Source organism: Vibrio sp. GLN_1 (assembly GCF_043106015.1).
Taxonomy (GTDB): domain Bacteria; phylum Pseudomonadota; class Gammaproteobacteria; order Enterobacterales; family Vibrionaceae; genus Vibrio; species Vibrio parahaemolyticus.
The window spans coordinates 521,917-543,970 of sequence record NZ_JBICMD010000036.1; the positions used below are offsets into that span (position 1 = coordinate 521,917).

Consider the following 22,054-nt stretch of genomic DNA (forward strand, 5'->3'; position numbering starts at 1 on the left):
GTTCGGTGCTCTTGAATATCTGGAAAGGGAGTTAGGTATTATTTTTTATCTTGGTTTCTTTAGACGTGAATGTCGAGAAGGCTGCCAATTACCTCGTTATTTTTTTCCACAACGGACGCACCAATACGGTTGTAACTTGCGGCTTGAGTAACTTCGATAAGAGGTTCGATAACAGTGGCATGTGCGGCTAGGGAAGGGTTCGCGGCGAAAGCCACGTTTTTAGCGAGTTCGACTTTATTGAATGATAAGTCTTCACCGCCTTTTACGAAGGTTTGTTGAATTTCGTTTGCAGCTTTATCCGCCATCTTGTGCGACAACTGCATGATTTGTTGACCGGAGTGAATCCCTGAAACTGGCATGATTATAATTCCACTTATTATGCTGCTGTTAGCATAGAAAGTGTTTATAAAACGTGCAAGTGATTTATATCAATAACTTAATCAAACAAACAGTTTAGATAACATTTCACGCTCTTCAGTGGAGAGCAATGGCTTTTCCTTTTTGTTCAGCGTCATGCTGATTTCGCCTTGCAATGTTTTTAACTGACTTGCTGTCAGGTCTCCAAGCTTCTTTTTTAGCTCTTTAAATTGTTGCGCTTTCATCTCTGTATCCTCGCTGTACTCAGGTTTATCCTTCATGTCCTGTTTAACGGCCTCCGTGGCCACACAACATACTTATTCAATAGAATTAGATTAGAATTTGATCGATGGTTTTTTGTCCGAGTATTGTCAAGGTGCGTTAAGTGATACGTAAGACTTTTCCTATGAAAGGTAATTTTACCTACTTCGGGTTATCTAAAATTAAAAAAGGGAAGCAAAAGTGCTTCCCTAATTGCATAAAGAACGCATGTTAAGTCACATGCACCTTTAAGTTAGTCTCTCTAAGGTCGAGTTAGTTCACACGAACGGCAAATTTGCTCGCCAGCGAGTGAAGCTCAGGCAACATGCGATAAATAAGGTGGAGTTGTTGAAGCACCATACGCGCCGAGCTGTCATCCTCATCGCGCCATTCGTTCAAACGCTGCTCAAGTCCCGCATCGTCAATGTTGGATAAATCGCACTCTTCGCAATGTTGGTGTAATTGTTGATGCAACACATCCAAATGCTGGTGGATACAACGGTGAGCATCCAGAACCAGTTTATGAATGGATTCATCTTCGATGCGAGTACGATGGGCACCTAAAGCAGAGATGTAGCTGAGCATGGCGTGGTTGAGCGTCAGAAAGCGGAAGCTCTCATCGACGGCTGCGCGATACTTACCTGGTTCAGCAAGCATTGTGCTGATTGCTGACGTCAATGTCGCATCATTATTGTGAGCCTGACGACGAGCAATGCGGTAGCTCAGGTTGTCTTTCTTACCGATACGATATTGGCCGATGATCTGATCCAAATACTGTTTATTCGCATCTATCGCATCAGACATCACTTTATGCAGTCTTCGCGATTGCCAGTCAGGTAAAATGAACATCACAGCCGCGACGGCTAGCGCGCAGCCAATCAGTGTATCGGCAAGCCGAGGAAGCACCACTGCGTAGCCTTCACCTAACTGGTTGAACAGGAACAAGACTAACAAGGTGATAAATCCGGTCGCGTAGCCATAATTGTTCATCCTAAATGCAAAGAACATCACGCCCGAAACAACGATAAACACCAACTGACTTTCTTGAGAAGGGAAGAACGTTAGCAGCGGTACGCCAATCAATAACCCCGCTAAAGTACCGATCACACGAGCTGTAAGTTTTTGGCGCGTCGCACTGTAGTTCGGCTGGCATACAAACAGCGTTGTAAGCAAAATCCAGTAACCGCGGTCAATATCAAACAGCTGAATGATGCCGTACCCAATAGTAAGCGCAATTGACATACGTAGCGCATGTCGAAACAGCATCGAATCTTTATGAAGGTTAGCCGAAATGCGTTGCCACATCGCTTTCAACGTATGTGGGTTAGTATCGGCAAGCGTGTCTTCTTCTAGGCGTTCGGCATCTGGGTTATTGATGTTGTTAAGCTGCTTTTCAACCGTAGCGAGGTTATTGAACAGGTAAGTCAGCTGCATTAACAAACGCTTCCAATGACCTTGTTGCTGCTCTTCCAAATACGCCAGTGAATTTTGTAGTTCTGCTAAAGCCAGAATCGACTCATCGGTGTGAGTGTATTCGTTGCCGAGTTGAATGGCTTGAGCAATATCCCGGCAAGCTTGCGCTTGTGTCTCAAGAAGATATTTAAAGCGGAACAGCACGTCTGAACGCTCAAACTCCGTTGCCAAATCTTGGTAGCGGTAGTGGCTCGAACTCACGCGTTCGTGAATGTCTTGCGCAATAAAATAGATATTCAAGAATCGGTCACTTGGGCCGTCTACATGACCACGCTTGGAACGGGTGAGTAGCGTTGCTTTACACGCATTGAGTGCGGTGACCGTAGCAGCATTAAGGCGAGCCGCTTCAATACGCATTGGTTGCGGTGCAAGGTTCGTGACTGGGTGGAAAAGCTTGGCTTTGGCATCGAGATAATTAGCAAGCGCAAGAAACACGTTCGCGAGGCTTAATTGTACCGGCTGCAACGGCCAGAACATTTGCCAGATCATCGACATAAAGTAATACCAAGCGGCACCAGTTAGCAGTAACAACGGCTGGAACCAAATATTCGTGCTTTCGTGCGCACCGAGCATGGTGTAAATGGCGATCAGCAACGAACCAAATGCGATACTGGCATATTTCGGCCCAATTGCGCCAAGCATGATAAAGCCAAACGTGGAAATAAACAGACCCGTGGCAAACAGCCAAGGGGTGTGAAACAGTATTTCAATAGAGAAGGCCGCAACCGCGAAACAGATAAACGTGAGAATCAGAGCTTTGATTCGTCCCATAAAGCTGTCATCACTTTCCGCTAGTGCAGCGGCAATCACACCTAGTATGAGAGGTGTGATCAAGGTGTTTTGTCCGAAGTACCAAGCAGGAATAACGACACCCAACAGGGTGATCAATATAAGAATGCTGTAGTTAATGGTTTTATTTGCCCAATAGAGGCGAAATTTAGAAGCTGCTTGCACAATGCGCCTTACATTTCCGATAAAAACGGAGAAAAATTCCCAATTTCACTCAAGGATGACGGCGTTAGAAAGTTGACGTTCTCACGGTTAACGCTCACTAATTGAGCCTTAAAACAAATGGCTTTCACGGGCGCTATCATCTTGAAGTTGTTTGGATATGTTACCAAGCTCACTATAGCGTGTTTATGATTTAATTTAAGAAAAAATCACGCTTGGTTATGAAATCGACAGAAATGTCATTGACTTAAGAATGCAGAGCAGTTTTCGGATGCGAAAACCGTCTAGAGTTTGGGTTTATAGCGTTGAAGTAATGACAATTATGTTCACAAAATCAGCAGTAATGTGAATTTTATTAAAGAATCAAGGAAGATGCGTATTTAGGTGGCGGTCGCTGCTACAATTTGAAGCCCTAAAATGATATAAATCGACAACTTCTCACTTAAAAGGCGCACGTTTCATGCAGCTTACTGCCACCAGCAAAGCACAGTTTTTTATTCAAAATGAGTATTATCATGTCGAAATAAAAGAGAACAGTGTTTTATTAAGCTCAATTGGCAGTGAAGAGCATATTCCTTTCACCGTCTGGAACGGTAAAGTCAACGTGAAACGCGGCCTGTTTTGGAGCTCGCTTCAGTTCTTTGCTCACGAGCAAGATGGCAAGCAACAAAGTTGGTTAGTACAAGGTTTACCTTGGCCTCAATGTCGCAAGTTTGCGTTAGAAGCTGTGCGTCAATATCAAGAGTGGCACAACACTCAGTGCCGAAAACTGGCGGAGTACCTTCCTAAATGGGAAGAAGAGTTGTACCAGCTCAAACACCTTCCTGCCTATCTTTCTCATTCTCAAGTTATGGCGTGGGTAGAGAAACTCAATCAAGAACTAGCAGAAATCAAGACCAGCCTAGACGAAGCTAAAATGCGCATGCCTAATCGCATGGGTGAAATTGAGCCTTGGTTGGTTGACACCTCTCATACGCTGGGAGAGCGCAATCACGAATGGTTGGAAAACGAACGTCCTAATTGGGAAGTCTTGTTCAACCGCATTGAATCGTCTCCGCTGAACTTGTCGCAACAATACGCAGTGTTGCTCAATGATGATCACAACCTTGTTTTGGCTGGGGCAGGCTCGGGTAAAACCAGCGTATTGACTGCAAGAGTGGCTTACTTACTTCAAAGCCATCAAGCTCAAGCGGAAGAACTTTTGATGCTTGCGTTTGGCCGAGATGCCGCGAAAGAAATGAAAGAGCGTTTGGTTGATAAAGTCGGTTTGGCGGCAGAAGGCGTAAGAGTCAATACCTTTCATCAACTCGGCTTGTACATTCTTAATCAAGTCGAGCAGCAGCCTGTCGAAATTAGCCCTCTTGCATTAGACGATAACCAACGCACGGCTTGGTGTGTCGACTGGTTGAAAAAGCACTGGATGACACCAACAAATTTCAAACGTTGGCAAAAGCATTTAGATAAATGGCCTATTGCTTACCTGAAAGGTGATGATGAGCTGGGTAGCCATTCGGAAAATCCGAAGCTAATTGCTTGGTTGGATTCTCAATTGTCGCATTTAGCTGCTGTTGGTTTAACGAAAAAGCAAGTGCAAGAGAAGTTGGTGGATCACCAAGACTATACGCGCCTCAATAGCGAATTAGCACTGTGTTGGCCGTGCTTTTCTGCATGGCAAAAAATGCTCAAAGAGAGCAATCAAGTCGATTTCCCAACCATGATAAGTCGAGCAACGGATTACGTGAATAAAGGGAAGTTCGTATCGCCTTGGCGTTTTGTTATGGTCGATGAGTATCAAGATATCTCTCCAGATCGTTTGGCGTTGATCGAAGCGTTATGTGAATCAACAGAGAAGCAGCCTGGCGCAACCTTGTTTGCCGTAGGCGATGACTGGCAAGCGATTTACCAGTTTGCGGGCGCAGATGTGGACTTGATTACTGAGTTTAAAGAGCGATTCGCTCACTCTACGGTACATCACCTAGACACGACTTATCGTTTCAATAATCAAATTGGCGATGTGGCGAATACGTTCGTGCAGCAAAACCCATCACAATTACCGAAGACGCTCAACAGCCACAAACAACGCAAGCAAAAGAGCGTGCACACAGCGCCAAGCAACCAAGTTGAGAAAATCCTCGATCAATTGAATCAACAAGCGAAACAAACTAAGTCTGTACTGCTGCTTGGCCGTAACCATTACCATAAACCCGATTTGTATGATGACTGGTTAAGACGATTCCCGAATCTCGATATTCGTTTTATGACTTGTCATGCGAGTAAAGGTCGAGAAGCCGATTTTGTGATTATTTTGGCTGTGGATGAAGGGCAGTTCCCAGCGAAGAAGAAGCAGATTCACATCGACGGTGCGTTGACCGAGTCCAAAGACAAATTCCCGTATGCCGAAGAGCGCCGACTGTTCTATGTCGCAATTACTCGTGCAAAAGAGAAAGTGTGGATCACGCATACGGGGGCAGGTTCTGCATTTGTGCAAGAACTCGTAAGTGGCGACTACCCAATCGTTACCTCACGCTAAACGCACTTTTTCAACCGTTAAAAACAACAAAGGCGATACTCAGTATCGCCTTTGTTTTATCTATTCGATTACGTCGATTTACATGCGTTCTGCAAGGTAAGCTTCGTAATCTGGCACTTCGATGTCGACTTCTTGTTCTAAAAGAGGAGAGTCGAAGAGGAATTTTGCCGTTGCACGGTTAGTCGCAACTGGGATGTTCCAAACACTCGCGATACGAAGTAGGGCTTTCACATCAGGGTCGTGAGGTACGGCGTTTAGTGGATCCCAGAAGAAGACCAACACATCGATTTTACCTTCCGAAATCAATGCTCCGAGTTGTTGGTCGCCACCCATCGGGCCGCTGATCATACTCTTAATTGCTAAGCCAGTTTCTTTGCTCAGCATGTGGCCAGTTGTGCCTGTAGCGTACAAGAAATGGCGTTGCAGCTTTTCTTTATTCTCTTTTACCCAGCGAAGGAGCTCAGGTTTGCAATTGTCGTGGGCAACCAATGCCACGTGTTTATGCGCAGGCATGGTACGAGTCGTTTTTTGCATCAAGTTATTCCGATTTTATGATTATGAACTGGTTATCTATCAATAAAACACTTTTTTAGCGCATCAATCAACAGCCTTTATGCTGAATGTCGGCCTATATTCTGACGGAGATAACGATTCTTCAATTGTGTCATCGTGAAGCGTCTTTGGCGTCAGTGGTTTGATGATTGGCGATGCCTGTTTTTCATACGGTTGATGGCGTAAATAGTGAGCCGCTTGCATGACAGACAGGCGGCCTTGCTGCACCATTTTGTCTGTCGGAGCAAAAAGCACTTTATTGCGCAGAAGACCACGATACACACCGTGACTCAAATACACCGATACCAAACCAATATCATGGGTTTTATCTGCGCTGCGCAATTCACTGATGGCTGCTTCTATGGCGACCGCACTGCCGACGATGTAATCAATGTTCCCCATATCAATCACGCGCTGCACCAGGTTACGCTGTAACTCTTTGTCGTTGTCTGCCCAAAAGGAGTCAACGATGTGGATGTCGCTGTTTTTGATAGCTTCATAAAACCCTGTTGTGACAGGCTTAGTGCCACCACGAGTACGCGGGCCAAGCAGTAGGGCAATATTGGTTTTACCTGAGCCTTTTGGATGGCGCTCGGCTAAGTACTTACCGGCCTCGTAACCCATCCAATACCAATCGACACCGACTTCGCCTTTGAGCAGTGTGCTCTGTTCTTCATCAAGATCGAGTTGGTTGACTGTTGCAAATACGGGCGTGTTGCCGACCCAACTTTTTAAGTTGTGTTCATAGGCGTGAGGATCAACCGTGCCTAAAATAATGGCATCCGCACCCCATTGGGTACACAGCGCAAGTTGCTGCTCTTGACGACTTTTATTTGGGTAGCCACCTGCTTCTAATACGCGCAGGTTGACGCCTTGTTTCTCTGCTTCAGAGACCATTCCATAGTTTACTGATAACCAGTAAGAATCCTTTAAATGAGGGTAGATCGCACAGATCTTTTCAGCGGCCACAGAAGGCAGTGAAGCGCAAAGTGACGCTGCCAAGACTGAATGCTTGAAAATTGTACGAATTGAGCGTTGATTTATAACCATGAAATGAAGTTCGTTGGCATAGATTAAGTAAACACTGCAAAATATAACGTAATATGTCGCCGAACACGAACATTAAGGTCATGAAAATATGTTGCTAGCAACCGCAAGCATCGGTCGTAAACTTCTGTTGTCATTCATAGCGATGGCAATGCTGGTCATGTTATCAGCATTGATTGGCGTATCCGGCTTTTCGCTGGTGGCAAAAACAGAAAGGAACGTGGTAGATGCCGCGATCCCCGCCATGATAGAAGCGCGACAAGTCTCAGAATTGAGTACTCGAATCATTTCATCGGTGCAAATGCTCTCTAATGCGCAAAATGAGCAAGAGAGGAAAGAAGCCGGGCGAGTGTTGTTCGAACAACTTGAATCGCTGTTGACGCACATTAAAGAGCTAGGCGGTGAGTCGTTTGATTCAAAACTGCTCGATGCACTTGAAAGCAACGTTCAGAATGTGATCAATAACCTCGCGGAGCTTGGTGTCACGGTTGAAAGAAAGTTGTGGCTCGCGAAAGAAATTGATACTCGTGTTGAAGAAATGCGCTTGCTGAGTGAAGAATTAGAACAGCTCACTCGTACTCAAGTGCAAAACACCAGCACGATTGCGGTTGCTAACGTAACCCATATTTATGACCTGTTAGAAGCGAATAAAAAAGACCAAGTCTATCAAGCGCTCGATGCCTTGGTTGAAGTCGATCTTGACCTAACCGAGCGTCTGCACGAGCTGCATCTTCTCGCTTTTAAAATGCTTAATCAAATAGAAGAAGCACGCACTCTGACCAACGTTGATCGTATCCAACAAATCCAGACGGCATTTGAAAACAATCTTAAGATCATGAAACGCCGCGTCTTAGCGGTCGAAGACCCAACACGTTCAAAGCAGATGAGCCAATTGCTCACCGAGCTCGGTAAGCGCCAAGTTGTATTTACCATTTTGCTGCAACAATACGAAAACAACGAGCAATCTCAACAGTTGATGCAAAAAACGCTGGAGCTGTTTTCTGAACTGAACAGCACCGTAAACAAGCTGGTGGACGATTCCAACAAAACCACCACGTTTGCCGTTGACCAGCTGACCAATACCCTGAAATTTGCCCAATGGTCACTAACGGTGATCTCGATTGTCGGTTTGATTGTGGTTGTGCTTATCCTTTGGCGTGTGGTGTACGTGTCGGTAGTGAAACGTCTGGCGGAATACTCTGCTGCGCTGCTTTCTGTTGCCCAAGGCAACTTGGCTGTTGAGCTAGAAGTTAAAGGTAAAGACGAACTTGCGCACATGGGGCAAGCAATCATCACCGCTCGCAATACCGCCCAAGCGCTCAAAGTGGTGGCAGAAGGGGAAGCAAAAGCCAAACGAGAACTGGAAGAGCACAAAGAACACCTTGAAGAATTGATTGAGCAGCGTACTTCGCAGTTGAGACAAGCAAACCTGCGCTTGAATGAAGAGGTCGTGAACCACGCTCAGGCGCGTAATGAAGCCGAGCAGGCGAGCCGCGCGAAATCAGCCTTCTTAGCGACAATGAGCCATGAAATTCGAACGCCAATGAACGGCGTGCTCGGTACTGCTCGTTTGTTAATGGATTCTGGTTTAAACCCAATTCAAAAGCGTTACGCGGAGATCATCAACCGCAGTGGTAAAACCTTGCTTGCCATCTTAAATGACGTTCTGGATTACTCGAAAATTGAAGCCGGCCATCTTGAGATTCGCCGCTTGGGCTTCGACCTACATCAAATGGTTGAAGACACGTTCCAACTGATGAACAGCCGAGCGCAAGAGAAACAACTGCTGTTCTCTTACCACATTGAAAGTGACGTCAGCCGATACAGGAAAGGGGATGTAACGCGCATTAGCCAAGTGCTGAACAATCTAGTGGGTAACGCGATCAAATTCACTGAAGACGGTGAAATTGATATTTACGTCAGCCTGAATCCAGAAGACGAATCGCAAGTGCTATTTGAAGTCTCAGACACAGGTATCGGCATTTCGAAAAAAGATCAGAAAACTCTGTTTGATGCCTTCACGCAAGCAGAAGGTGGTCTGAACCAAATCGGTGGTACAGGGCTTGGTTTGGCGATCAGCAAACGTATCGTCGAAGCCATGGGCGGCGTGCTCGAAGTCGACTCAGAAGAGGGCGAAGGCAGCCGTTTCTGGTTCTCCATCCCACTTGAAGAAAGCGAACCTGTTGAAATCGGTGTCGTGGCGAGCGCTCGCTGCAAGGTGAAAGCCAAAGTGTTGTTGGTCGAAGACAATGAAGTAAACCGCGTGGTGGCGGAAGGTTTCCTCCAGAGCATGGGGCATCAAGTTGTGATGGCGGAAGATGGTCTGCAAGCTGAACGAATCATTGATAAACAAGATTTTGATATCGCGCTTGTTGACATCAATTTACCTGATTGTGACGGCACGGATTTGATTCAACGCTTAAAACGCATCGAACGTAACAAGCCTGGTGACAAAGCGCTGTCACCGACACCTATGATTGCGGTGTCTGCTCATGTTTTTGCGGAAGAAGTGGAACGCTACTTGGCTGCGGGTTTTGATGGTTACTTGCCAAAACCAGTTGAGAAAGAAGCCCTTGCTACGTTGATTCAGGATGTTCTGGATGGCAAACAATTACTGCTTCCGCAAAGTGGAGAATGCTTACCTCTGAGCGAAACGAGCGATACCAATCTAACTATTGAAAATCAGGTCGAACAAGACCACCAACAACGAGAGGAACCAGAAATGGTCATCATTAATCCAAGCGTGATCCAGTCCGATATGAAGATTTTAGGCAGAGAAAAAATGCTGCATATCATCGACTTGTTCAGAAATACCAGTGCGGATGTACTTGGACAGTTGGTTGAGTCAGCAGAAAAAAATGACAGCCTAGCAGTGAAAAATCTCGCTCATAAACTAAAAGGCAGTGCGGGGAGTTTAGGTCTTACTGCGTTAATGAACACTTGCCAAAGTATCGAGATTGCTGCTGAACCGCTAGATACATACAACGCTCAGCAAGGTTTTTTGGACGAGCAAGTCGCTGCGTCAGTTAATGCGCTTGATGAGCTGATGGCAGAATAAAGCTCTGCTTTTTAAACCCAAGCCTTAAGCCAAACCTAAAAACAAAAACCTCCGGTAAATGCCGGAGGTTTTTTCTATTTGGTCATGTCATCTTCCCACTCGAATCGAGTGTCTAAGGCATAAGGGTCATCATCTAATGGATGTTCCACTTTGCCACGCAAGTATTCGAGTTGATGCTCAAGCATGTTGACCGTCTCGTAGTCTCCCTCTGAACAAGCAACGTAAATTTGTTGCTCCAGAGCGGCAATGTTGTCTCGGATACCCATGAGAACCCCCTTAAATCATCATCGATTCTCAAAACGATTATAGTCAAGTAATCCAAATTCGATCGGTTGATTTGTACGGTACCAATTGTGGATACGATCGCTAAACGGCCAGAATTTTTCCGAGCTACGGCGAATCGCAAAATTATCCAACAACTTAACGTAATCGGCTTCGTTTTGAATCGCGCTAAACTGATCGACAAATTCTTTTACTTGGTTTTCTTTAAGGGAGAAAAATGCTGCTGGGTAGCTACCGACAACGCCGCGCACGATGGTCATATCGTCGTTGGCGAAGTCTCGGTTGCTTTCTTCATCAAACAAACTCGAAATATTGGTGTGCGCATTATTGTGAAGTAGGGTGAACAGTTCGTCCTTACCTGACTTACTACGCACCATCAGCATCGTGATTTGTGGGACGGTTTGTAGCCCTTCACCACGCACTTGACCGATACGTTTTAGCTCTTTTTCCGTTTTATCTGAAAGCGCAGTATCGGTAATCTCATAACGAGGCAGCAGCACTGGCGATAAGCGTTTGCGCATCATGTTCAGTAGCTCGGTTTTTGGATCGTCCGTTTTGTAAACAACGCTGGTCGGTTGATTAAAAGGCTTCACGTTACGTTGCAAAAAGTCACTAAGCTGAGGACTTTGATCTTGATACCAGCTCGATTGAAGCTGGTGACGCATATCCGCAGGCAGCAAGGTAACAAAGTTACTCTCGCCTTCAAGACGTAAGAAGTCCATGAACATACGCGTCATCAACTGGTGACCAAAGTTACCGTATACATCAAACCCTGCTACCAAAAGGTAGTGAATACGCTCCAGCAAAGCGTAATCTAAGATCCAGACTGTTTTTGGCTGCTCGCCAACCAACCCTTGAACTACAGATGCACTGTCGAAATGACGGAATACTGTTAATGCTGCATTTGGGTTGGTGCCGTTACCATCCCAAATGACGTCAGTCGATAGGTTTTCGCCATGCTTAAACCAGTTGTTCGTAAACTCAGATTTTGCTTCAAGATAACGCGCTTGTTGGCGTGCGTACTTAACCCAGTTTGTGACTGGAAGCGTATTACTTTCTTGTTCGGCTGGCAGTTTTAAGTTATCTGCTTGTGAACGGTAGAACTCGTTAACCTCAGGAATGTCAGCTTTGTCTGGGTCTAAGAAGAATACCCAGAAGCGATCATTGATGACGTTAAGTGCAAGCTGACCACGACAAACAGGGCCTTTGATATACGCCATGATGGTGTTTTGCGCGTTATCAAGCATGAATTTGAAGCGAGACTTCACTGGCATATCAATGAATGCCGTCATCGGGTTAGCTGCAACTTCTGGCTCGTAGCTAGGTAGCTGAGTAACGGAGTAATCCGCTTCAATAAACCATTTTTCCCAGTTACTGATGCGCTGTTTGTTGAGCGCAAATGGCATGTGCGTTTTGTCAACAATAGTGCCTTGTTCTGGAATGATTCGGTAGTAAACGCGTTCAACGCCCGGATCGTCGTAAGGGCGACGAGTGGAAATGCGTTTTACTGGTTGTCCTGGTGGCGTTGCGGAGCGCACGAGGGTAAAGAAGCGCGGTTTTTCGCTCAACTCAGAAAAGTACAGATGCGACAGGAACAAGTGCTCGTAAATGTAACGCGACATCAACTGGTTCTTGAGGTCTGAATGGTTGAGCAGTGTTTCGTATTGATTGATTTGCGCCTGCTCTTGGTCACTGATTGGCGTGTGCATATTCATGATCGCGCCGTTTTCTAGCCAAGTCATCAGCGTGTGGTATTCGCTGTTGGTTAGATTCGGCATACCAAATGGCATTCCCCAGTTTGGGTTGTCTTTTTCGTACTGTTCGTACTCTTCAATTGTCGGGCAGGTTTGCTCACGATCAATCGAAAAATCAAAACCTTCTAATTGCACTTGGTCTGGCAAGGGATGGCGCTCTTTCTGTTGCAATAAACGAGCGATAAGGCCAGCTTCAAGGTTTGCCGCCATGCTTTGGTCGCGTTCATTCAAAACAGGGTGGAAGCCAGCGTCGCGCCATTCTTGGGTGGTTTCTGCATCTTCAAACAAGCGAGTAGGTGCAGCAGCTGTCAGGCGAGTGCCTTCATAAACCAACGCTTTCGATGCTCCGCGGTCGATCCCTTCTACCGATGAGAGTTTTAGCTGACATGGCGCATCGTAGCAGGCGTGGCAAACCACACAGCGGTTATCGACGATAGGTTTTACCTCGCGTTGGAAGAAATCTGCCTGCGGCGTTTCAACGCTGGCAGTACGCTCACGAACCAACTGAGGGCCGAACAGTTGGTCAAAGTTCAGGCCAGCATAAGTAGCACAACCAGCAAACAGACTGGCAATGCAGAGTATAAAAATTAGACGCAAATTCATTGAGTTATTTTGAGTAAATTGAATTTGCATTAATTAAAGCAAAATAAGTGACGAAATACCAAAAATCGAGACAAATAGCCGCGCTTTCTTTACCTATTTATGGATTTAAATAGGTAACCCTTACGGTGAATTGTCTGAATTTGATCTGGTGGCATGCCTTCGGCAATCAAGCGTTTTCGCATTCGACTTATGTGCATATCCAGCGCTCGGTCATGCTCAGTGAACGGACGTTGCAAAACGGTTTGATAGAGGAAAGGTTTGGTCAGTACTTTATCTTGATGTTGAATGAGCGTGCGCAGCAGTTCAAACTGAATGGGCGTGAGTTGGATATCCGTCTTTTTTGGTTGGCTTTGAATCGTAACAGACTGCGTGTACTTATCGAGCGTAAGTACATGATCTGCTGAAGAAGAGTGACCACAATCTTGGCTATCAGACGTTAAGGTTGGCAAAACTGACAAGGTTGCTTGATCGCTCACGTTGATATCCAGATTAATAATGAAATTGCGAACCATTATCATTAATGATTAATCAAAAATCAATGCAATATATAAAGAAGATATTCAAATCGATGATGACAAGTGGTTGGTAAATGTGCTCATTGTCCGGCCTGTTATTGCAACGCTATGCCAGTTGAGATGAGATTTGGTTATATCTTGTATAACTTCAATCGTTTTTTCAGCAGGCATACCATAAAGGAAGTTTTTAACGTGAAGGAATAAAAAACGTGAACTTTCGCAAAAATACTCTAGTACTCACGATGCTTGCAACGGCAGCTCCGATTGCCGCACAAGCAGCTTCTAAACCCAACATGCTGGTTATCATGGGTGATGACATCGGCTACGGTAACATCTCTGCTTACAACCAAGGCATGCTTGGCTACAACACACCAAACATCGACAGAATTGCGCAAGAAGGTGCGCTTTTCACTGCGTACTACGCGCAACAATCTTGTACTGCGGGCCGTAGTACTTTCATTACTGGTCAAATGCCAATCCGTACCGGTTTGACGAAAGTAGGCCTACCGGGTGCAGAACAAGGTCTTCAACCGCAAGACATTACAATGGCGACGGCACTTAAAGATATGGGCTACGCGACAGGCCAATTTGGTAAAAACCACCTTGGTGACAAAGATGAAATGTTGCCAACAAACCACGGTTTTGATGAGTTCATGGGTAACCTTTACCACTTGAACGCGGAAGAAGAGCCTGAAAACCCTGATTACCCGAAAGATCCTGCGTTCCGCAAAAACTTTGGCCCGCGTGGCGTAATCCATTCTTATGCAGATGGCAAAATTGAAGACACAGGTCCTTTGACGCGTAAGCGCATGGAAACGGTCGACCAAGAAACGCTAGACGCGGCAATGAATTTCATGGAGCGTCAGGTTAAAGCGAACAAGCCGTTCTTCTTGTGGTACAACGCAACGCGCATGCACATTTGGACGCATGTGAAAGAAGAAAACCGTACAACAGGTTTGGGTGAATACGCAGATGGTATGGTAGAGCACGACAACATGGTTGGTGAGTTGCTAGATAAACTGGATGATCTGAAAGTGGCCGACAACACCATCGTGATTTACACCACCGATAACGGCCCGATGAACGCGACCTGGCCTGATGCAGCATTTGGTCCTTTCCGTGGTGAGAAAAACACAGGTTGGGAAGGCGGCTTCCGCGTACCAGCAATGGTTCGTTGGCCTGGACACATTGCACCAAATACGAAGTTAAACGACATCTTTGCGGGTGAAGACTGGTTCCCAACACTGCTTTCTGCGGCGGGTAACAACACCATCAAGCAAGACTTGCTGAAAGGCTACAAATCATCGTCTGCTGATCGCACATACAAAAACCATTTAGATGGTTACAACCAAATGAATTACTTGATGGGTAAAGACAAAGAGTCTGCTCGTGATGAGTTCTTCTACTGGTCAGACGATGGCGACTTGTTGGCAATGCGTGACAAGCGCTTCAAGCTTCACTTTAAGATCCAAGAGCATGAAGGTTGGGATGTTTGGACGAAAGAGTTCACAAACCTACGTATACCAATGATCTTCGACCTTAAAGTTGACCCACTAGAGAAGGGCGACCAAGGCTTCGGTTACGAAACATGGCAGTTCAACCACGTATTCTTGCTTGTTCCTGCTCAAGCGAAAGTAGCGAAAGTTCTGAAATCATTCAAAGAGTTCCCACCACGTCAAGAGATCCCAAGCTTCTCGGTTGATAAAGTGATGGAACAAATGAAGAACCTAAGTAAAGTTCAACAAGCGAAAGGTTAATCCTAAGCGTATTTGAACCCCCAACGGTTCGCAGTGATGATCTATCTTGGTTGTCGGCGCGAACCGTTTTTATTTTATCTATTTCGCAACCCTTTAATCGTTTGTTATCTCTTCCTGCCATTCCTTGCGTTAGCGAATCTTCTCTTATCTAAACGCCTTCAGATCTTTGTTGTTGCCGTGTGAACATGTTCGCGGAAATTATTAAACCCCATTGCCTTTATTCTCATTTTGAATATTCGCAAATCCGGAGGTTGTGAACTATACATTCTGTTGCAGGAAGCACTTTTCTAATACACACAGAGGTTTATATGACAGCGAAATATGGCGTTAAACGCCGATTAGCGATTCTTGCCGCGGCTTTAATTGGCGCGACAAGCAGCAGTATCGCGGCAGAAAAACCTAACATTCTCGTCATCTGGGGTGATGATATTGGCCAGTCCAATCTCAGTGCGTACACCTTTGGCTTGATGGGATACAAAACACCAAACATCGACAGCATCGCGAAAGAGGGCATGATGTTCACAGATTACTACGGTGAACAATCTTGTACTGCGGGTCGTTCCACCTTTATTACCGGCCAGACTGTGCTCAGAACGGGTCTAAGTAAAGTTGGACTTCCTGGTGCTGACCTAGGTTTGAAAGCGGAAGACGCAACTATTGCGGAAATGCTTAAACCAATGGGTTACATGACTGGTCAGTTTGGTAAAAACCACTTAGGGGACAAAGACGAACATCTTCCTACTAACCACGGCTTCGATGAATTTTTTGGCAACCTTTACCACCTGAACGCTGAGGAAGAACCGGAAAACGTTGATTACCCTAAAGATCCTGAGTTCCGTAAGAAGTTTGGCCCACGCGGTGTGATTCGTTCGTACGCTGACGGCAAAATTGAAGATACAGGACCTCTGACTCGTAAGCGTATGGAAACGGTGGATGAAGAGACGTTAGATGCGGCACTCGACTTCATGGATCGTGCCGTGAAAGCGAAAAAACCATTCTTCGTTTGGTGGAACGCAACCCGCATGCACTTCCGTACTCACGTGAAGCCAGATAACCAAGGCAAAACCGGCATCAGTACTTATGCTGATGGTATGGTAGAGCACGACAACCATGTTGGTCAGCTACTGAAAAAAGTGGATGACTTAGGTATTAAAGACAACACCATTGTCTTCTACTCAACCGATAATGGCCCACACATGAACTCGTGGCCAGATGCGGGTACAACGCCATTCCGTGGCGAGAAAAATACCAACTGGGAAGGTGCGTACCGTGTTCCTGCAATGGTACGTTGGCCAGGTAAAATTAAAGCGGGTTCTGTCTCGAATGACATCATGCACCACATGGACTGGATGCCTACATTTGTAGCCGCCGCTGGTGATGACAACATCAAAGAGAAACTGCTTAAAGGTTACAGCGCGGGTGATAAGAAATTCAAAGTTCACCTAGATGGTTATAACTTCCTGCCATACCTCACTGGTAAAGAAGAGAAAGCACCGCGTGAAGAGATTTTCTACTTCTCGGACGATGGCGATTTAACTGCGCTTCGTTACAACAAGTGGAAATTGGTCTTCATGGAACAACGTGCAAAAGGTACGTTGCGTATTTGGGCTGAACCATTCACCAAATTACGTGTGCCGAAGATCTTCAACTTGCGCATGGACCCTTATGAAGTTGCGGATGTTACCTCCAACACTTACTACGATTGGATGCTTGATCGTGCCTACATGTTGGTACCAGCACAAACGTATGTTGGTCGATTCCTAGAAACCTTCAAAGAGTTCCCGCCAAGGCAAAAAGCCGCAAGTTTCTCGCTTGATCAAGTGATGGAGAAACTGCAAGAGAACCCGAATAAGTAGGTTTGTTGCACGATCAAAACTCCAAATCGAGAGGCTCTGAGGAGCCTCTTTTTTTGCGCACCGTTTAAGTTTTTCTTAAAACTCATGTAATTACTTGTCCAAAAAGAAAAAATCATCCTACAGTTGATGAAGAAGAAAATTAGAATAACAAGGATCGTTATGACTCAGTGGGCAAGTTGGAAGCAGGCAATAGTGAGCCTTGCTATACTCGTCAGTTTTTCTCTGTTTGGACAGCAAAACGCCCAAACTCCAACAGAAGTTGTTCAAGCTCAGTTTATTGGTAACGAAACGTGCATCGATTGTCACCAAGTCGAAGTGGAAACGTGGCAAGGCTCGCATCATGATATGGCGATGCGCCATGCTGATTCAGAATCCGTACTGGGTAACTTCGACAATCAAGCCGTTGAGCATCAGGGCAAAGCAAACCGTTTTTATCGCAAAGGCGATGAATATTGGGTCAACATCCAAGGGCCAGATGGACAGTGGCATGATTACAAAATCAGCTATACGTTTGGTTGGGTGCCATTACAACAGTACATGGTGGAATTTGATGATGGACGCATACAACTGATTCCTTTTGCTTGGGATTCGAGAAGTGTGGAACAAGGCGGGCAACGTTGGTTTCATTTATATCCAGACACGACCACAACCGATGAGTTTTACTGGGCCAATACAGGGCAAAACTGGAACTTCATGTGCGCTGATTGCCACTCAACCAACTTGAAGAAAAACTACGACGCGCAAAGCAATACTTATCAAACAACGTGGTCGGAAATCAACGTCAGCTGCGAAGCGTGTCATGGCCCGGCAAGTCAGCACGTGGAAATGGCGGAACAGGCCAAGCAAAACGGAATGCCAATTGCCACCGCGAATCATTATGGTTTTTCTCGCGATCTTTCAGCCGCAGTCAAAGTGTGGGTCTATAAAGAAGGGCACAGTACGCTTCAGCCAAAAGACATTGTGCCAACCAACCAAGTTCAAACTTGCGCTCAGTGCCACAGTCGACGTACCCAGTTGAATGAAGAAGCGGATCACGTCAAAGGTGCGTTTCTTGATAAGTACCGCCTGAGTTTAATTACCCCTGAGCTCTATTATCACGATGGCCAAATTTACGATGAGGACTATGTTTACGGCTCGTTTTTGCAATCGGCTATGGCAGAGAAAGGCGTAACGTGCACAAATTGTCACGATCCACATTCCGCCCAACTTAAAATCCCAGAAGAAGTAGTATGTGCGCAATGCCATGTAGCGTCAGATTATCTGCCAGAAAACCACACCTTTCATCAAGCGAACACCGAAGCATCGAAATGCACAACGTGCCACATGCCGGAGACGACTTATATGCAGGTAGACCCGCGTAGAGACCACAGTTGGCACGTTCCGCGCCCAGATTTAAGCAAGCATATTAATACGCCCAATGTTTGTACTGCTTGTCATGATGATAAAGATGCGAAGTGGGCCGATGAGCAGATTGGTCAATGGTTCCCAAAATCAAAGTATCGCAACACTCAGCACTTTTCGGTCGCATTTTATGCAGACGCGATAGGTCATAGAGGTGGTTCAGATGCCTTGGCTTATACGGCTCAAGATTCTTCCAACAGTGACATCATTCGCGCATCGGCTTTAGAGCGAATGGCAGGCAATACTGGCCAGAATTCGTTGGTTGCGCTTGCGCGCGCCGTGAAACATGAGAACGAGATGATTCGACTGGGTGCTGTTGCTGGCTCGGCAGGGTATGACTTTAGTGACCGTTGGCAGATTTTACAGCCGTTGCTGAGTGATCCAGTGTTGTCGGTGCGAACCGAAGCGGCAGCTGCGCTAGTCAGTCATTATGGGGAAATGAATCCGCTACAAAGAGAGCGCATTCAAAAACCGTTAGATGAATACATGGACATTCAACGCTTTAATGCCGATCGCGGATTTGGGCGAACTAACTTAGCCAATGTATATCGTAGTTTGGGAGAGGCTAATAAAGCGATAGAACTGTATCAACAAGCTATCGACATCGAACCTTATTTCGAAAATAGCTACGTCAATTTAGCGGACATGTATCGCCGACAAGGTGATGAAGCCAAAGCGGTACAAATTCTGAATGCGGGAATGAAAGCACAACCGAAATCAAGTTCGCTGCCTTACAGTGCAGGGCTTGCGCTGTTAAGACAAGGCAACAGCAAACAAGCTAATCAGTATTTAAAACAGGCCGCAGAAAGCGCGAAAGATAACGCTCAGTATTGGTATGTGTACGGTTTAGCGTTGGAGAAATCCGACGTATTAGAAGCGAGTAAGGCGTTAAACAAGGCGTTTGAAGTTGGTGGCGACCCACGGCATCTTTATGCCCAGTGCGAAGTGTTGGCGAGAAACTATCGACAAGGCGGCGTTGCATTTGCCTTTGAACAGTGCACCAAGCAGCTTGGTGCACATGCTCCTGAGGAAGTTATTCAACAGCTCAAAGCGACCGTGACTACAAAGAAATAGGTTCGTAATGCGCGGCTGCTAGGTGCGTTTTGATTCTCTCTCGCAATGCAATATGAGCAGGGTTGTTTAACTCACGTTTATGGTAGACGAACTTGTAAGGGATAGTGCATATAGAAATGGGGCAAGGCAGAACTTGAAGCTTAAGGGCTTTGCTCCATTTGTTCGCAAAAGATTGAGACACTAGACCTAAACAATCGCGTTGTGCGACGTACAACGCCATACCAGCAAGCGAAGATGTGACGAGATCCACTTTTCTTTCCAAAATGGTTTCTTGAGCAAGTTGCTCAAAACCCGACATGTTGTTCCATTTGCCTGAAAACAAACAGTGAGTTTCATCATAAAATTGTTCTTTGCTCAAAGTGCCTTGGATTCGAGGGTGTTGCTCTCGACAAATAATGACGGCCTTTTCTTCGTACGCCTCCTCCATAACAAACGCCGCATCTTTTGTGACCACTGTATCAATTACAAGATCTACTTTTTGTTGTCTTAAAAGCTCAAACAAGATGTATTTTTCGGGAGGTGACTCGTAAAAAATGGCATTTTTTATCGGGCTCATAATGTGCAGCAGAATCTCTGAACAGCACACCTCAAAGTGCTTCTTCTCCGTGATAGCATTATCAATAATACTCACCGCTTGCTCAAACTGAGGCAGTAGTTGATACGCCGCGGATGTCAGCGTAATTCCCCGTCCTTTTTTCACAAATAATTGCTTATCTACGACTTGCTCTAAACGCTTTATTGCAGCGCTCACAGCAGGTTGCGTAAGCCCCAATTGTTCCGCGGCTTTTGTATAAGATTGGAACTCCGCGACAACAAGAAAAGTTTGGATCAAATTCAAGTCCATAACGTTACTCATAAATTTAATTTATAGGTTAACTAATTTTGACTGCATTTATCGCCTGAAATTAGTGCTTTATCTTATATCAACAATGGTATTGAAAAGCGAATACCATTTTTTACGCACTAGCGAACTCTTGGAGATAATATGAAAAATGCGACCAAAACGAGCAGTAAAAAACTCGTACTTAACGCATGTACGTTAGCATTAGGCGCTGCATCTGCAGTTGCACACGCAGCGGACAAACCCAACATTCTTGTCATCTTTGGTGATGATGTTGGTTACTGGAACCTTAGTACCTACAACCAAGGCATGATGGCGTACAACACGCCAAACATCGATAGCATTGCTAAAGAAGGTGCGAAGTTCACTAACTTCTACGCACAGCAAAGTTCGACAGCAGGCCGTTCTGCATTCATCACTGGTCAAATGCCAAAACGTACTGGTCTATCAAAAGTGGGCTTACCAGGCGCTCCGGAAGGTATCTCGGAAAAAGATCCAACGATTGCAACCATGCTTAAGCAAATGGGTTACGCAACCGGACAATTTGGTAAGAACCATTTAGGTGACCGAGACGAACACCTTCCTACCAACCACGGTTTTGATGAGTTCTTCGGCAACCTATACCACTTGAACGCGGAAGAAGAGCCAGAGAACGTGGATTACCCTAAAGATCCAGAGTTCAAGAAAAAATTTGGCCCTCGCGGCGTTATCCATTCTTACGCTGATGGCAAAATTGAAGATACCGGCCCTCTAACTCGCAAACGTATGGAAACAGTAGACGGTGAGTTCCTAGAAGCGGCTGAAACGTTTATCGACAAGCAAGTTAAGGCAGACAAGCCATTCTTCGTTTGGTTTAACACCACTCGCATGCACAACTTCACGCACGTTCCTGAAGAGTACCAAGGTAAAACCGGTGCTGGTTTCTACGCTGACGGTGTGAAACAGCACGATGACCAAATCGGCGAACTACTGAAAAAAGTGAAAGATCTTGGTGTTGATGACAACACTATCATCGTTTACACCACAGATAACGGCCCGATGGTTGACCTATGGCCAGACGCAGGTATGACGCCATTCCGTAGTGAGAAGAATACAGGTTGGGAAGGCAGCTTCCGTGTTCCTGCTCTCATCAAATGGCCTGGTCACATCAAAGCTGGCGAAACCTTTAATGGCATGATGTCTCTTGAAGACTTCTTCCCAACATTGGTTGCCGCAGCAGGTGACACTAAAGTTAAAGACGAGCTACTGAAAGGCAAGAAAATTGGCAAGATGAACTACAAAGTTCACCTAGATGGTTACAACCAATTGCCATACATCACAGGTAAGTCAGACAAGTCTGCTCGTAACGAGTTCGTTTACTGGAGTGATGACGGTGACTTGGTTGCACTACGTTACGGTAAATACAAATACCACTTCATGATCCAAGAAAATGAAACGGGTATGGATGTATGGCGTAAACCATTCACTAAACTTCGTGTTCCATTGATCTTCGATTTGAGCATCGACCCATTCGAACGTGGTGACCAAGGTATGGGTTACTCTCGTTGGATGTACGAGCGTTCATTCCTAATGATGCCAGCGGTAGAGAAAGTGAAAGAGGTAATGGGTACGTTTAAAGAGTTCCCACCTCGCATGGAAGCAGGTTCATTCGTACCTAAGTCTTCTAAGTAATAAAGAACATCGATAATCCATAGCGCTCTTCGGAGCGCTATATACCCAAATAGCTTCCCGTTTACTGCACT

At 45.7% G+C, this 22,054-nt stretch carries 15 protein-coding genes; 6 read left to right on the forward strand and 9 right to left on the reverse strand.

Annotation, left to right across the window (positions count from 1 at the left end):
- Nucleotides 1-59: 59 nt before the first annotated feature.
- From ACF8OV_RS20160 to yccS, 3 genes are all read right to left on the reverse strand, one after another.
- A complete protein-coding gene (locus tag ACF8OV_RS20160) occupies nt 60-359 on the reverse strand; it encodes a hypothetical protein (protein WP_020841972.1) in 300 nt (99 codons plus the stop codon).
- A gap of 81 nt (nt 360-440) precedes the next feature.
- Nucleotides 441-602 carry a hypothetical protein gene (locus tag ACF8OV_RS20165; RefSeq protein ID WP_005454364.1) on the reverse strand — a complete coding sequence of 54 codons (162 nt, stop codon included), beginning with the start codon at nt 600-602 and terminating at the stop codon, nt 441-443.
- A gap of 289 nt (nt 603-891) precedes the next feature.
- Complete coding sequence (gene yccS / locus ACF8OV_RS20170) at nt 892-3,045, reverse strand: YccS family putative transporter (protein ID WP_005454352.1); 2,154 nt, start codon at nt 3,043-3,045, stop codon at nt 892-894.
- A 457-nt stretch (nt 3,046-3,502) separates the two neighbouring features.
- Here yccS and helD point away from each other — a divergent pair, with 457 nt between their 5' ends.
- Entirely contained in the window at nt 3,503-5,572 is a 2,070-nt protein-coding gene (gene helD, locus ACF8OV_RS20175) for a DNA helicase IV (protein WP_029846008.1), read from the forward strand.
- Nucleotides 5,573-5,650: 78 nt separating this feature from the next.
- Here helD and ACF8OV_RS20180 read toward each other — a convergent pair whose 3' ends face one another.
- Entirely contained in the window at nt 5,651-6,106 is a 456-nt protein-coding gene (locus tag ACF8OV_RS20180; RefSeq protein WP_005454351.1) for a methylglyoxal synthase, read from the reverse strand.
- Nucleotides 6,107-6,169: 63 nt separating this feature from the next.
- Complete coding sequence (torT, locus tag ACF8OV_RS20185; RefSeq protein WP_228750870.1) at nt 6,170-7,219, reverse strand: TMAO reductase system periplasmic protein TorT; 1,050 nt, start codon at nt 7,217-7,219, stop codon at nt 6,170-6,172.
- A 43-nt stretch (nt 7,220-7,262) separates the two neighbouring features.
- On the opposite strand from torT, the gene torS reads away from it, so the two are divergent.
- Complete coding sequence (gene torS / locus ACF8OV_RS20190; RefSeq protein WP_203503204.1) at nt 7,263-10,229, forward strand: TMAO reductase system sensor histidine kinase/response regulator TorS; 2,967 nt, start codon at nt 7,263-7,265, stop codon at nt 10,227-10,229.
- 74 nt (nt 10,230-10,303) lie between these two features.
- Here torS and ACF8OV_RS20195 read toward each other — a convergent pair whose 3' ends face one another.
- The 3 genes from ACF8OV_RS20195 to ACF8OV_RS20205 all read right to left on the reverse strand — a co-directional run bounded on the left by ACF8OV_RS20195 (nt 10,304) and on the right by ACF8OV_RS20205 (nt 13,344).
- Complete coding sequence (locus ACF8OV_RS20195) at nt 10,304-10,495, reverse strand: hypothetical protein (protein ID WP_005454225.1); 192 nt, start codon at nt 10,493-10,495, stop codon at nt 10,304-10,306.
- Nucleotides 10,496-10,513: 18 nt separating this feature from the next.
- A complete protein-coding gene (locus ACF8OV_RS20200; protein WP_203503201.1) occupies nt 10,514-12,868 on the reverse strand; it encodes a fatty acid cis/trans isomerase in 2,355 nt (784 codons plus the stop codon).
- A gap of 89 nt (nt 12,869-12,957) precedes the next feature.
- The gene (locus tag ACF8OV_RS20205) at nt 12,958-13,344 is read right to left on the reverse strand and encodes a winged helix-turn-helix domain-containing protein (protein WP_076664447.1); all 387 of its coding nucleotides are present in this window, start codon (nt 13,342-13,344) and stop codon (nt 12,958-12,960) included.
- Nucleotides 13,345-13,625: 281 nt separating this feature from the next.
- Between ACF8OV_RS20205 and ACF8OV_RS20210 the strand changes: the two genes are divergently transcribed.
- From ACF8OV_RS20210 to ACF8OV_RS20220, 3 genes are all read left to right on the forward strand, one after another.
- Nucleotides 13,626-15,140, forward strand: a complete 1,515-nt coding sequence (locus tag ACF8OV_RS20210; protein ID WP_021451831.1) for an arylsulfatase — start codon at nt 13,626-13,628, stop codon at nt 15,138-15,140.
- Nucleotides 15,141-15,448: 308 nt separating this feature from the next.
- Nucleotides 15,449-16,996 carry an arylsulfatase gene (locus tag ACF8OV_RS20215; RefSeq protein WP_005454162.1) on the forward strand — a complete coding sequence of 516 codons (1,548 nt, stop codon included), beginning with the start codon at nt 15,449-15,451 and terminating at the stop codon, nt 16,994-16,996.
- A 159-nt stretch (nt 16,997-17,155) separates the two neighbouring features.
- Complete coding sequence (locus ACF8OV_RS20220; RefSeq protein WP_203503199.1) at nt 17,156-19,471, forward strand: tetratricopeptide repeat protein; 2,316 nt, start codon at nt 17,156-17,158, stop codon at nt 19,469-19,471.
- On the opposite strand, the gene ACF8OV_RS20225 is transcribed toward ACF8OV_RS20220, so the two are convergent.
- A complete protein-coding gene (locus ACF8OV_RS20225; protein WP_005454101.1) occupies nt 19,458-20,315 on the reverse strand; it encodes a LysR family transcriptional regulator in 858 nt (285 codons plus the stop codon). The genes ACF8OV_RS20220 and ACF8OV_RS20225 overlap by 14 nt on opposite strands.
- 141 nt (nt 20,316-20,456) lie before the next feature.
- Here ACF8OV_RS20225 and ACF8OV_RS20230 point away from each other — a divergent pair, with 141 nt between their 5' ends.
- Nucleotides 20,457-21,983: an arylsulfatase gene (locus ACF8OV_RS20230; protein ID WP_203503197.1), complete on the forward strand. Its 1,527-nt coding sequence runs from the start codon at nt 20,457-20,459 to the stop codon at nt 21,981-21,983.
- Nucleotides 21,984-22,054: the final 71 nt, after the last annotated feature.

Bases quoted from the DNA above. Each gene is read 5' to 3' on its own strand.
- ACF8OV_RS20160 (WP_020841972.1), bottom strand. From the start codon at position 359: ATGCCAGTTTCAGGGATTCACTCCGGTCAACAAATCATGCAGTTGTCG.
- ACF8OV_RS20165 (WP_005454364.1), bottom strand. From the start codon at position 602: ATGAAAGCGCAACAATTTAAAGAGCTAAAAAAGAAGCTTGGAGACCTG.
- helD (WP_029846008.1), top strand. From the start codon at position 3,503: ATGCAGCTTACTGCCACCAGCAAAGCACAGTTTTTTATTCAAAATGAG.
- ACF8OV_RS20180 (WP_005454351.1), bottom strand. From the start codon at position 6,106: ATGCAAAAAACGACTCGTACCATGCCTGCGCATAAACACGTGGCATTG.
- torS (WP_203503204.1), top strand. From the start codon at position 7,263: ATGTTGCTAGCAACCGCAAGCATCGGTCGTAAACTTCTGTTGTCATTC.
- ACF8OV_RS20195 (WP_005454225.1), bottom strand. From the start codon at position 10,495: ATGGGTATCCGAGACAACATTGCCGCTCTGGAGCAACAAATTTACGTT.
- ACF8OV_RS20200 (WP_203503201.1), bottom strand. From the start codon at position 12,868: ATGAATTTGCGTCTAATTTTTATACTCTGCATTGCCAGTCTGTTTGCT.
- ACF8OV_RS20210 (WP_021451831.1), top strand. From the start codon at position 13,626: ATGCTTGCAACGGCAGCTCCGATTGCCGCACAAGCAGCTTCTAAACCC.
- ACF8OV_RS20215 (WP_005454162.1), top strand. From the start codon at position 15,449: ATGACAGCGAAATATGGCGTTAAACGCCGATTAGCGATTCTTGCCGCG.
- ACF8OV_RS20220 (WP_203503199.1), top strand. From the start codon at position 17,156: ATGACTCAGTGGGCAAGTTGGAAGCAGGCAATAGTGAGCCTTGCTATA.
- ACF8OV_RS20225 (WP_005454101.1), bottom strand. From the start codon at position 20,315: ATGGACTTGAATTTGATCCAAACTTTTCTTGTTGTCGCGGAGTTCCAA.
- ACF8OV_RS20230 (WP_203503197.1), top strand. From the start codon at position 20,457: ATGAAAAATGCGACCAAAACGAGCAGTAAAAAACTCGTACTTAACGCA.